Annotated in this window: 11 protein-coding genes and 1 pseudogene; 3 read left to right on the forward strand and 9 right to left on the reverse strand. The window is 35.7% G+C overall.

Annotated features, from left to right (window positions below; genetic code table 11):
- Window positions 1-60 precede the first annotated feature (60 nt).
- Entirely contained in the window at window positions 61-510 is a 450-nt protein-coding gene (gene mobA / locus Q0110_RS02305) for a conjugal transfer protein MobA (RefSeq protein ID WP_297901792.1), read from the forward strand.
- 282 nt (window positions 511-792) lie between these two features.
- Complete coding sequence (locus Q0110_RS02310) at window positions 793-1,287, forward strand: hypothetical protein (RefSeq protein ID WP_297901794.1); 495 nt, start codon at window positions 793-795, stop codon at window positions 1,285-1,287.
- A gap of 122 nt (window positions 1,288-1,409) precedes the next feature.
- On the opposite strand, the gene Q0110_RS02315 is transcribed toward Q0110_RS02310, so the two are convergent.
- From Q0110_RS02315 to Q0110_RS02335, 5 genes and pseudogenes are all read right to left on the reverse strand, one after another.
- Window positions 1,410-1,733: a helix-turn-helix domain-containing protein gene (locus Q0110_RS02315; protein ID WP_297902460.1), complete on the reverse strand. Its 324-nt coding sequence runs from the start codon at window positions 1,731-1,733 to the stop codon at window positions 1,410-1,412.
- 131 nt (window positions 1,734-1,864) lie between these two features.
- A pseudogene (locus Q0110_RS02320) lies at window positions 1,865-2,261 on the reverse strand (RteC domain-containing protein).
- Window positions 2,239-2,478, reverse strand: a complete 240-nt coding sequence (locus Q0110_RS02325) for a hypothetical protein (RefSeq protein WP_297901796.1) — start codon at window positions 2,476-2,478, stop codon at window positions 2,239-2,241. Before Q0110_RS02325 ends, Q0110_RS02320 begins: the two are co-directional and overlap by 23 nt.
- Before the next feature lie 38 nt (window positions 2,479-2,516).
- Window positions 2,517-3,491, reverse strand: coding sequence for a 2-dehydropantoate 2-reductase N-terminal domain-containing protein (locus tag Q0110_RS02330; RefSeq protein ID WP_297901799.1), 975 nt, complete (start codon window positions 3,489-3,491; stop codon window positions 2,517-2,519).
- On the reverse strand, window positions 3,488-4,333 hold the full coding sequence (locus Q0110_RS02335; protein ID WP_297901802.1) for a helix-turn-helix domain-containing protein: 846 nt from the start codon (window positions 4,331-4,333) through the stop codon (window positions 3,488-3,490). The genes Q0110_RS02330 and Q0110_RS02335 overlap by 4 nt, the downstream gene beginning before the upstream one ends.
- 401 nt (window positions 4,334-4,734) lie before the next feature.
- Here Q0110_RS02335 and Q0110_RS02340 point away from each other — a divergent pair, with 401 nt between their 5' ends.
- Window positions 4,735-5,670 carry a DUF6731 family protein gene (locus Q0110_RS02340; protein ID WP_132040146.1) on the forward strand — a complete coding sequence of 312 codons (936 nt, stop codon included), beginning with the start codon at window positions 4,735-4,737 and terminating at the stop codon, window positions 5,668-5,670.
- Between the two features lie 681 nt (window positions 5,671-6,351).
- On the opposite strand, the gene Q0110_RS02345 is transcribed toward Q0110_RS02340, so the two are convergent.
- The 4 genes from Q0110_RS02345 to Q0110_RS02360 form a co-directional block, all read right to left on the reverse strand.
- Entirely contained in the window at window positions 6,352-7,674 is a 1,323-nt protein-coding gene (locus Q0110_RS02345) for a hypothetical protein (protein ID WP_289703847.1), read from the reverse strand.
- Window positions 7,649-9,763 carry an AAA family ATPase gene (locus Q0110_RS02350; RefSeq protein WP_170105254.1) on the reverse strand — a complete coding sequence of 705 codons (2,115 nt, stop codon included), beginning with the start codon at window positions 9,761-9,763 and terminating at the stop codon, window positions 7,649-7,651. Before Q0110_RS02350 ends, Q0110_RS02345 begins: the two co-directional genes overlap by 26 nt.
- 80 nt (window positions 9,764-9,843) lie before the next feature.
- Complete coding sequence (gene mobV, locus Q0110_RS02355; protein ID WP_297901811.1) at window positions 9,844-11,148, reverse strand: MobV family relaxase; 1,305 nt, start codon at window positions 11,146-11,148, stop codon at window positions 9,844-9,846.
- Window positions 11,149-11,360: 212 nt separating this feature from the next.
- A complete protein-coding gene (locus tag Q0110_RS02360; protein WP_297901814.1) occupies window positions 11,361-12,326 on the reverse strand; it encodes a toprim domain-containing protein in 966 nt (321 codons plus the stop codon).
- Window positions 12,327-12,360: the final 34 nt, after the last annotated feature.

Consider the following 12,360-nt stretch of genomic DNA (forward strand, 5'->3'; position numbering starts at 1 on the left):
CCACCTTTTCAGGCGGTTAGTTTTACTCCGAAGTCATAAAACCAGTAAATAATTATCATTATGGAACAGAAAAAGAAGCCATTTAACAAAGGTGGGTGCAAGCCTAAACTTGACCCACGAACACACCGCTATTCACTGAATTTGGATGATGTGGAGAACGCCAAGTTCTTAGCCTTTTACGACCAGTCTGGCTATAAGGTAAAGGCACATTTCATAAAGAACTGTATTTTCGGAAAGTTGTTTAAGGTACTTAGGATTGATAAAAGCAAGGTTGATTATTACATCCAACTCTCCCAATTGTTTTCACAATTCAGGAGCATGGGCATACTGTATAACCAAACGGTGAAAGAACTTCATTCCAACTTTTCGGAAAAGAAAGTACTTACCCTGCATTACAAGCTGGAACACAACACTGTTGAACTGGTAAAGATGAACCAGCAGATTATTGTACTTACCAAACAGTTTGAAGCATCTTATAAGGAAGAGGGGATTATATCAGTAGAGAAGTAAATACATACTTGCCAAAAGAAAAATATCCCGAAGCTGCTGCGTGTACAGCTTCGGGATGAATTTTAATATTAGTTGTTTGCTTTAATATAGGACTAACGGGGTTTAAAATCATATGTTGTATTTAGCAAATTATAATCTTTCTCCACAAAGGATCACTGATAGTACATTCTTATATTATCATATAACTACAACAAAGATAATTATTCTCCTTTGAAAATGAGATAATTATAGAGAAATGACTACTTTTGTTTATCATAAAAGTGAAAACACATAATTGAGCATATGAAAAAGCTGATACTATTTTTTACTAATCCGATTATCGGAGGAATCTTGTCTTTAATAGGAATTTTGGAAATCCTATTTAGTATCCCATCCTCATATCTAAACTATAGAATATCATTGTGGATAATAGTTTTAGTCATCGGATTTATCATTCTTGCATTATATTTATATAAAAAGCTACGAATTCTATATTTTATTAAAACATATACTTCTGATAGTTTTGGAGGATCTCGTACTTATACTTGGAAATGGAGTAAAACCACATATTATACCAATGTTTACGGATATATGCCCGACCACATTAATGTTCAAGATATAACAAAGTTAGATCCTGATACAAAAGTATATGATTTCAGTCACTGCATAACAAACAAAGATTTATTGCAAGAATATATAATGGTTAGTTTATATGATAAGGTAGAAAACAGTAAGCAGACTAATCTATTTATACAGCAATTACATAACCTTGAAGCTCATTATTCTAAGCAAAAGTAATAAAACCTTTATCCCAATATTTTAAATAGAAAGTACATATCGGCGGACGAACAACAAAAACTTGCCAAAAGAAAAAACATCCCGGAACTGCTACGTGTACAGCTCCGGGATAAATTTCATACTTACTTATCCGTTCCGTATTCTTTCTCAAACTTACGGAACGTACCCACATCGAACCGTTCCTTTATGAACTCACGCACATCCGAAGCCCGGTAATAGGCTTTTCCGCTAATCATCATAAAGGGTAGCAGTTTTTTACTTCTCAATCTCTGCAATGTCCGGGCACTGACTTTGAATAGCAGGCATAAATCCTGATTATCCAGTAGTTTGTCGTTCGGCATCACTTCGGGATTGGTCTGCAAACTCTTAACATCTTTGCCAACTTCTTCCAGTTTATCAAGTAGTTTTTGCATCCAGTCTTTGAACTCGTAATTATCTACATATATAATTTGCTTCATTTTTCAAGTTATACTTAAATGATTACCAATCGATTGATGAAGTAAAGTTCAGAAAAGGAAAGCGAACAAATTACAGGGTAGCATACGCTACCCCGTATAAATTAATGCTAAGTTATTGATTATCTATACCCTTTATTTTCGTGTTCTTTGTGGATAAGGTTTGCCAGTTCATTAAGGAACTCCGTTAGTTTGGCAGGTTTTCGTTTGATGACATCCATATACTTTTGGTGATAATCACCTAATTTGATATTAAAAAGCCATTCAAAGGCTTTCCCTAAGTCTGTCAGGTGAATAGGTTTTCCATTCTGATATATTACACGTTTTGAAAGGAATAAGCCGCTGACTATTTCCATGATATTGACAAGGCTTTGTTTTGTCAGCTAAATGGAGAGGAGAAATAAAGAGCTTATTTGCATGTTGCTGGAACTGTTCAGGATATTTTATGCGCAGTTTGATAATACGCATTTCATTATTTAGTAATCCTATTGCTTCATCAATTAAATGCAAGTAGGGCATTTTTTTCTTGCTCAAACCGCATACGATACGATTTAAGTCGATGTAAACCAAAGGAGAAATAGCGAAGTAAAACGCTATAATCCTGTTCGTTGAAACTGAAATCTGCTAAATGCGTAGCCAATTCCTCAAAAGCTTCTGTAAACTCTGTCACAGAAACTTTACGCTGTGAGTATTCCAATAATAATCGGAAAAATCTCTCTTGTAATATATCTTTCATACGCTTATATTTAATAGCTATCGAATTGATAGTCTTATTCAATTACTTTTATTAGTTTGATTGGAAGATATGTAACTTTTTAATTGTGCCAGATTAGGAGTTGCAACACCATATTTTACACCACTATCTATTATATCATCTATCATTTGCCGTATTTCAGTAGGGGAGTGATTTATATGTCCTTCAAACATAAGTTGTAGAGCATCATTACTATAAATTTTCTTTGCTATTGGCACACTGATAAATAAAGGTAAAAGATATAATCTGTTTGCTTTTTCTGTTTTAGGATTGATACCCATTCTTTTGCAAATAGCCAAGCCTTCGCGAATAGCTTTCATCGTGGTTTTAATAATAGCCGTATTCTCTATAAATTTAGAGGTACTTTCGGCACTCATTATTCCCGCTGAAAGACCCGCAGCGACAGCATAATGTGTGATTAACCATACTAATATTTGATTAGAAATGGCAGGTTTTAAGTTTGCTTTGTCCAGTACTATAGAAAGTTTTTCTACTCGTGGAGTTATCCGCCCGTCTTTTTCACCTAACGGAGTGTTGGAATATTTTAGACCTGAAATGGCACAATGTATGCTTTTATCTTCTTTTCCTCCTCCGACCATAAAGGGAAAAGCAAAAAAGTATTGTTCAGGTTTTAAATATTTATCTATTTCAGTAAAAACATCCCAATTATTTGGGAAAAATATGACATTTGCTTTTCCTGCTGATTTTGAAAGACTTGGCAATATAGTTGATAATTGCAATTTATTGGTGGAGACAATAATGTATTCAAAATCATTATTTGACGAAAGTTCGTCTATTACTGTAGGCTTAAAGATTATTTCTGTATCTTTTCTTACTTTCTCTCTAAAGTCAGAACAAATAATGTGAATACCATCTTTTTGTACAAATTCTTTTTGCCCTTTACGCACTAATACAGTAACGTCACATCCAGCTTTGGATAATTGCCAGCCATAAGTACAACCCACTACACCAGCACCGTATATCAATATTTTCATAAAGCGATATTATTAAGTTCTTTGTTGTCGTTGATAAATACAGAGTTGAATACCGATAAATTTTCGGTATAAGTATCACAAATTTCAAGTAGTTGCTTAGGGGTATAGCCCGTGAACATTTTAAACTCTTTTATTAAATGTGATTTATCATAATATCCACAATCATAGGCAACTTTACTTATACTGATTTGTGGAGTTGATTGCAAAATACTGAATGCCTTTCTAAATCGTGTGATTTGGATAAAATCTTTTGGATTTAGTCCTACATATTCAGCGAATATCCGTTTGAATTGCTTATATCCTAAACAAGCCGTTTGAGATAAAACGGATATATTTCCTTCACCTTCATTGATATTGTGTATAGTAGCCATCATCCTATTGGCGTTGTATGATATATTTTCGCATAGTCTATTTAATAAATATTCTTCTATCAATCTGACTATTTGATAATTATCTGATGCTTCATTTATTTTCTCTTCCAATTCTACTAAACAAGTGTTATCTAACAAATCAATACTTATATTCTGATTAGTAAACTCTTCCATAGGATATGGAAAAAACATCCTGCATCCGATAGGCTGGAATAAAATAATGACCATATCCAAGAAAGAAAATTCTATGTCTGAATAAGTACTGATTTGCCCACTTATATAGGATTGTGGCTGCGTTCCCTTATGAAAAGAAGAAATAATTTTATTTCCTTTATGAAAAACAAGTGCTACACAACCCGCCGGGATAGAACGCTGAAAGCCTTGCTTTACGTCATCTATCCTTAAAAAACAATATTGCTTTATATAAGGAGCGAGCAATTTGGTAGGTTGTATTACTTGAATGTTCTCCATTTTGCCTTAACTATCAGACAAAAGTAAGATTTCTTAGATTGATAATAGGTGTAAAAAAGGGACATTCTAACAAAAAAGCCCTAAAAGCTAATAGAAAAATGTATCAGAATTGATTTTTAATCTCTGTTTGCCATAGAATTATTGAAAGAATACAAAGCAAATTAGGAGTAAATAAAAGGGTAGTGCCCTACTTTATCAAAAAAATATTTTTGTAATCATTTGAACTTTAGAAAATTAACCAACAATATAATGGCGTTTATAAATTTGCGTTCTTATTAGCCATACCAAAAAATGAATAAAGGTCAAGTTTGATTGTGTATATTATTAATATTTTCTATTTAAAAATTTGCTTAATTCGTTGTAACGTAATACTTTTGTAAGTAACAAAAGACGATAATACTATGGTTAATAAAAAAGTAACATGCTATTCAGTGAATATTCCAGAAAGCATGGATTTTGTACAACTCCTTTTAGATAACGAAGAATCGTCGTTAAAACCCTTTGTTCTTGATCAATATAGAACAATCGAACTTAAATATACTCAAATACAGAAAAATGGAAGTATTGTTGGTCTATTTGTAACTACAAGTCGAAAAAATATTCCACCGGCTCATAAACCTGGAAATGGAGACGATTATACAGCATTGCCTTTAGATGATGGACAAGGCTTAGCCTATCCTAATGTATTTTTATATGATCCCCAATTTAAAGTACTATATTTAGAGACAAATAGAATGGGAGTTAGTCCGTCAAAAATATGTGCATATTTTGAGGCGAGGGCTATTAGGGACTCTATTCCTACTTTTTGGATTGAAATCAGTCCTCTTTTAAAAAAAGAGGCGTATGAAAGAGTTGAAAACATGGTGAGAATAAAATATGTAAATTTGAAATTAGCTAAACCCACCGGGCTTCTTAGAAATAATTTGTCTAAAGGGTCATTAAGAGGATTGGCAAGTATATCCGATCAGCTTAATGCAGATAAATACATGCAATGTTCTTTTACTGCGGATAAAGTAAAAAGCTTAAAGAAAGGGGAAATCTTAAATATTATAGATAGTTTTGGACGTATTCATTCAGAGGCAACAGAATTAGGGCGAGAAAAAGGTAATAAACTTATAATTAAAGGAAATATCTTAGATGAAGATGGAGCTGAAATAGAGGATGTTGTAGATTTTTTACTAAATAAAATTGATTTTCGTTTTTCAATAGAAGAACCTATTATAGCTTCAAACCTTCAATTTATGGATAGAAAAAATGGTATTAATACGGTTTATATGAAACTTTATAAAGAAGTTTCTACTGTGGTAGATAGTATTCAGCGTTTAAGAAAGGAGTAAAATATATTCAAAAATCTATAACTTAGAAATATGACCATATTCATAACAAATATCCATATTGCAACAAATATATTGTAATAAGGTATTTGAATTTCTAATGTTAATAAAAACACACAGGTTAAGATAACAGATAAAAAAGAATATATTACCGCTGTCTTATTGTATTGTATTAACTCTGGAAATCTATTAGTATCAATTAAATTTTTAATAGCGGAATTGTTTAACTGCATCAAAGTTACCATCGTTGTTAATAAAAACCCAAAAACAATACTTTCCGCTGTAACTAAAGCTGATATAAATGTTTTATCAAAACATTTATAATAACACTTATCTATTATTTCATTATCTTTAAAAAAGTACAATAGCAAACATATCATCGAAGAAAATAGTAATGGATATAATTTCTCCCATTTGTTGGATATGTATAACTTTATCTGTTCAAACATACTAAGTTTCTTTATTTGCAGTAAAGATACAATATTTTCTTGTAACTTTGGAATATAATCCTTATCCCTTTATAATAAGGACTTTGGGTAGATTTCCCGATTTCGAGGTAACGAATTGCCAACCGTTCTTGTTGCTGTATTCTGCTTTGATATGCTTTCTTGGCAACTCAATTTGACTACAAATATAATCAATATATATCAGACTTTTCTGCGCTCAGGGAAATAAACAACGATTTTATTTCCCTGAGCGCATTTGAACTTTCAGCATATCTTCCCCCAAAAGCATATCTGCAACAAATTGCTTATAATCATTTGCAGTTTGTGGTATAGAATAAAAATATTTTTGTAGTTTAGCATTATTATCAGTTCCGTATCCTAATAAGTCATAACTCTCTTTTTGCCATATCTTATCACTTGGCTGTATAAATAGACCGTTCTTCCCCTTTAAACGATACATATACGTTATCATTTGGTGAATATCGTCTCGACTGATTTCTCTTTTATATTTTGCATCTATAATATAGCAGTCTTCTTCTCTATAAAAATCGGGATAACGTGGAAATTTATTTTTTGCCAAATATATTCGTCCAGTTCCTTGTTTATTATTAGGGTGTTTGAATCCTTGCTTTGTAAGCATAGAGGCAAGATACTCTTCCCATAAATAAGATACATCAAACAAAACTCCATATATTTTATCCTCTTTTGCTCCGTACTTAATTTTTTCGTGTCTTAATATACGTAAGCAGAGCCTTTGGAGTGGTGTATAACGGAAGTAATATGGATGATTTACAATTTTTGAATTGCTTTTTATTATCTTCTCTCTTTCTTGCCTACTATAACTTGGAGTTGCGGATATAATTTGAGCAACACTAGCATGCGTTTCTGCATCATTTTCCAACAACATTTTTCCGAATGAAGTTTTGCCAATGTAGTCTATCGTATGTCGTATCAGCTCCGTTACATGATTGTCATAACTAAATTCTCGTGTACGATAAGCGATACGACCGTTAAATGGCAAATTTGTTTTCAAATGCCTATTGATATCTATTACACCTCGTATATTAGCATCATTGTATTCATTTCGCAGGTATTCTTTATATACTCCTTGTGCTAATGCTTCTTTGAGAAACTTAGGAAATAGATATAAAAGGAAATCGAATATTCGTTCATTTGTAGTTCCATGTGATAAGTTTACAACATTGACACATAAAACTTTTTGAAGCATATAATGTAAAAAGAAATCTTCTGCATTATTTGAAAAACGGGAATGGATGGAAACGGATTGTCCATTTATGTCTATAAAGCCGACCATATTTCCTGTTTCCAATATAGCTTTTGTACATTTATTATCTTTCCAGTTGGTTTGTAACGAAAATAGATATTGACTCCCCATTTCATCCTCGCACTGGCTAAATGAATGAGGATAAACAAGCAGGTTATTACCCTTATCGTCTAACAATTCTGATATTTTTCTGTTAGCAATATTATTGAATGACAGATATTCTTCGAAGTTATCTGAAGAATACGGTGTATTATCCTTCAATATCATTGTTGCCATTTTCGTTATAATAAACAGATTCAAGCATTTTTAGATTCTCCATAGCATTTGCTGTTCCCCTTAGATATTCAAAAAGCACTCCTTTCAAGTGATTTTCCCAAAGGTGTCTGTATGCAGATTTCTTGTTTGTATGCTCCTCATTGAGATAAAGTTGCAATTTGCTGAAATAAGAACCGCCAATATGATATGCTGCATTTAACCCTTCTATACCAGTATTGGATTCATCGTTCCATATTGCTGCATTCAAGCGTTTCATTATTTCTATAACTTCATCTTTCATTTCTTGAAGTTCATCCAGCATTCCTGTATTTTCATTTGCTTTGATTTCTTCCCATGCGAAACGACGTCGCATGGCAAAATCCATGCTTTCCACGCTACGGTCTATGTCGTTCATTGTACCTATTATATAAACATTACTTGGTACATAGAATCCGTCATAGAATGGATCTGTTTTATCCGTTATCAGATTTTGGTATTGCGTTTTAACTAATCCACTTTCTCCACGATAGCCTGGGTCTATGCTAAAAAACAATTCTCCAAATATCTTTGAAATTTCCCCACGATTGATTTCATCTATAATGAAGATAAATTTTTTTGAAGTATGGGGATTAATATCAGCAGAAATGTTGCTCAAATACTGTTTTCTTATGTAGTCACCTATTGACTTTGTATATGTGTCATTTTCATGACAAGTTCCTGTTTCTAAATAAGCTAGCATCTTTTCATCTGATACACGCCATCCCGATTTTTCAGGAACAGATATACATTCTGTTGATGATAATGACGTTTTAATTATGAGGTTACTTCTAAAACTTGGAATTTCTATGCTACCTTTTTCTCTTAGATCTTCTTTAAAAGAAAGTAATGCCTCTGATGCTGATTTATAAGCAATAAAATTTTGTTTGCCTCTAATTGCTTCTATACAGAAGTTTTTAAACACCCCATCCTTTCTTTCAAACCCAATATTTCCATTGCTGTCCGGTGGAGTCGGACGTAAGCCCTCTACAAAATCAGTATAGTCATAGGAAGGGTGGAATTGCACAAAACCATACTCTGCATCCATTGCTTCTGCTATGGCTTTAGCCAAATATGTTTTTCCTGTCCCTGGTGCTCCAGTTAGAATGAGATTTTTATTAACTTCTAACAACTTAATGTATTTTTCGTATTTATTATTATCTTCCATATCAGTATAGCTGCTGTTTAATAAGTAATTTGAGATATATTGGGGAATATCATTTCTTTGATTCAATGTCCCATAAGGCTGCCATTGCTTTTCAGTAGATTGGATATTAAATTCGGAGGTTGGAATGTATCCTTGTTCCTTAAAGCACAACCAAGCAACATCAATATAATGCGAATAATATGATTCATTGCCATCATCATCTACACCGGCATAATGAATTTTATCTTTAAATTTATATTGAGACAATGCAATTCCAATACCCCAAAGACCGAAATTATTATTGGTGCAACAGATAATATCCCCTGCTTTTATTTGTTTAATTAACGTGAATGGTCCTATAGCTGTTTGGTCATCAAGATATTCTTGTTTTATCTCATCAATAGTATAGTTTGTGTAATCTGTATGATTCCATCCTATTGACATGAGATTTTGGGTAAGAAAACCTTTCCATGCAATTTCTTTTTGTCCCTTACAATGAGTGGGACAGATAAAATAACACTTATGTTGATTTTGCAAATCAGAAATATCCAAATCATTAGGAATAAAGAAATTAGCAGTATCTTTTTCTATACCCAATGCGGCCATGAAACGTTCAAATTGTTCTGACAGATAATCGTCTGATATTTCTTTATATAATTTTAGCTCACGAAATTTGTTGTTAGTCTGAGTGCCATCTCCATGATTGGATGTATGCTTTTCTCTTGTGTTATTTTTATAACCGACAAATCGACTTGGAGCAAATAGTAAGGTGTTACCAAATGGCTCAACCACATACCATTTCCCTCTTTGAAATCGTTGCAAAGCCCATTTTCTATTCTCTACTATTGTACTTTTGGCATAAGAATATAGAGTATAGATGTTTTTAACGACATCTATTCTGTTTTCTATGAAATCTGTCCTTTCCATTGTTTGCTTTCAAAATAAACCATACAAAAGTACAAAAAATCCGTGATATGACATTCGATTATCACGGACTTTGTATTGACTTACAAGTTAATACCCCGATTTTGTATCCTTGTCGGTATTCCCAATGTTTCCATAAACTCGTCTTTCTTTCGTCTGAACCAGCTAACGTGTGAAACACCGTCAATGTTGAGTTCAAATTTTCCTTCTGTGTCCTGTTTGAGAGAGCAGACCGCACCGTCAGCCTTGAAGTGTCTGTTGAACTCTCGGGAATATAGTTCACCTCTAATGGAAACATCTTTGAATGTGCATAGCTTTCTAATAGCAGCATCACCAAAGTTCAGAGTATCACGCAGAAACTTTATTGTCGGCATTAATTTCTCTACATACGGAAAATAGCGTTTGACAAAATCCACAAACTCGGACAGCTTGCTGTTTTGCTGTTCGTATGCGCTTTTCATTTCTCGCATCTGCTTGATATGCCGTTCCTCTTTTCGTTGGGCATCCTCTTCAAGTTCAATGATTCGATTCTGTAAGGTTACATTTTGTTTCTCCAATGTTTTGACCTTATTACTGCCGAAAAGAGAACCGACACTTTCCGCTATGTTGGTGGCGGCTGTTGTGGCAGCCCCTTTCAGTTTTTTGGTCTGTACCTCTTTCTTTACTTGCCTGAGTTCCTCCTGTGCCGTTTCCTTGCGGTCTTGAAGTTGCCCTATGTCTGTTCGTAACTGCTCCGTCTGCTGCATCAAATCACGGTAATACTGCCGTGTGGTGATATGCTTCGCTTCCGAACCGTCAATGCCACGCTGCAATCCGTAACCGCTCATGGCTTGGGCGTAAGTGTCCTGATAGGATTTGAGCTTGGCTCGTGTCATAATATCATCAGCACACAATCGGGCTGTGTCTGTCGGCTTCTTGCGGTATCGCTTCTTTACCTGTTCTTCTTTCTTCTTGCGCTTGCGCTCTCCCTTGACTATCGGTACAAGGGTGGCGTGTATATGCGGTGTCTGCTCGTCCATGTGCAGGACTGCCGACACGATATTCTCTCTACCGAAGGTATCGGCAAGGTATTTCAGATTGTCGCTGCACCATTCATCAAGCCTGCCCTCATTGGTGATACGTTCCATATCCTCGTGTGTTCCCGTGAGCAGGACACGGATAGCCCTCACTTGGTTGTTACCGATTTTGCGTGTCAGTCCTGCGGTGTCCAATCGGTGCTGTATGGCTTGTGTCCTGCTTTCCACACCATCAGGAAACCTTATCAGTTCCCGATTGAGGTGCGTCCTGCTCTCATCAGCATTCTTCGGTTTGATGGTGCGCTCGATATGCGCTGACATGGCGGTATCCGTTCCGCTTGTCTTTTCCATGTGTAATACTGCATAACCCATGTATAATCCTTTCTTTTTAACTTGTGAAACAATGGTTGATGGTTTACTTCCATACGGCTTCTGCCGTTGGCTGGGGAGTGTCCAGAGAGGTGCAACCTCTTTGGCTTATTGGGGGATTTTCAGCGTTGCTTGCAATGCGGCTCGGAAAATTCCCTAATAAGCTACGGCATTTTCCGTTGGCAAATATCCGTGTCGCTGCAAGCATTCACTCCCTACATCTTCAGCCCTCGCTTTTTCGGTGGCTGCATCATCCGCCTTGTGGATTGGACTTGCGTCTCCTGCTTTATCGGCTCTGCCGATTGGGACAAGGTCTTACCGCATAGGTAGTCATTCAAATCCTTGTACTCACGATAGTATAGCGACTTGTCAAGTAGCCGTTCTCCGAACTTCGCTTTCAAGGTCTCGCAAGCGTTCCGTCCTGCCGTGTCGTTGTCAAGGTAACTGCCAAACTGTGTATAGTTTGCCAATAGGCTTTCCACCTTTGCGAGATTGGAAACGGAGTTCAATATGATATAATCCTGCGTTGTCAATCGTGGATATTGTGGATTGTTCTTCACTCTGATGGTAAGGAACGAGAGGTAATCCATAAAGCCCTCGAATAGATAGCACACGTTTCTCGGTTCGCCATGTTGTCTGATATGAGTGATGTCCTTCGGGGCGATGCAGCCCTTGAAGAAACGGTTGCGCACCTCATAGCCTCCTGCCACATTCGGGAACCCGATGGCGAAATAGGGCTTGCCGTTATGGATGAAGTGCAGTTCCTTGCATTCCGTCTGCGCCAGTGCGGTGTTTATCCCACGTTCCTGCAAGTAGCGGAGCAATGCAGGGTGCGTGAGTTCGCCCACTTTCAAATGTTGGAAACTCGGTTCGGATGCTTGCTGGCGAAAAGAGAAAGACACGGGACGGACGTGCGGTGCTTGTTCCGCTATCTTACCAAGCAGGTAAGGCACATAGTCCGAACCGTAAAGCTCCTGCGCCAAAGCGATGATGTTGCCTCCCTTACCTGTTCCGAAGTCGTACCATTGGTTGAGTTCGGTGTTCACCTTGAACGATGCTTCCGCTTCCTCCCTGAACGGTGATTTGTACCAAAGGCTTTTCCCCTGCTGCTTGACGGGGCTGTAGCCCAGACTTTGCAGATAGTCTGCGATATGTATCTTCTTTGCTTCCTGTGTAGTCATAATCTTCCTATGGTTTTAATGGTGAATGAAAATC

This window comes from uncultured Parabacteroides sp., assembly GCF_947855115.1.
GTDB lineage: Bacteria > Bacteroidota > Bacteroidia > Bacteroidales > Tannerellaceae > Parabacteroides.

Excerpts from the sequence above, each read along its gene's own strand:
- mobA (WP_297901792.1), top strand. The coding sequence starts at position 61 with ATGGAACAGAAAAAGAAGCCATTTAACAAAGGTGGGTGCAAGCCTAAA.
- Q0110_RS02310 (WP_297901794.1), top strand. The coding sequence starts at position 793 with ATGAAAAAGCTGATACTATTTTTTACTAATCCGATTATCGGAGGAATC.
- Q0110_RS02325 (WP_297901796.1), bottom strand. The coding sequence starts at position 2,478 with ATGAAAGATATATTACAAGAGAGATTTTTCCGATTATTATTGGAATAC.
- Q0110_RS02330 (WP_297901799.1), bottom strand. The coding sequence starts at position 3,491 with ATGAAAATATTGATATACGGTGCTGGTGTAGTGGGTTGTACTTATGGC.
- Q0110_RS02335 (WP_297901802.1), bottom strand. The coding sequence starts at position 4,333 with ATGGAGAACATTCAAGTAATACAACCTACCAAATTGCTCGCTCCTTAT.
- Q0110_RS02340 (WP_132040146.1), top strand. The coding sequence starts at position 4,735 with ATGGTTAATAAAAAAGTAACATGCTATTCAGTGAATATTCCAGAAAGC.
- Q0110_RS02345 (WP_289703847.1), bottom strand. The coding sequence starts at position 7,674 with ATGGCAACAATGATATTGAAGGATAATACACCGTATTCTTCAGATAAC.
- Q0110_RS02350 (WP_170105254.1), bottom strand. The coding sequence starts at position 9,763 with ATGGAAAGGACAGATTTCATAGAAAACAGAATAGATGTCGTTAAAAAC.
- mobV (WP_297901811.1), bottom strand. The coding sequence starts at position 11,148 with ATGGGTTATGCAGTATTACACATGGAAAAGACAAGCGGAACGGATACC.
- Q0110_RS02360 (WP_297901814.1), bottom strand. The coding sequence starts at position 12,326 with ATGACTACACAGGAAGCAAAGAAGATACATATCGCAGACTATCTGCAA.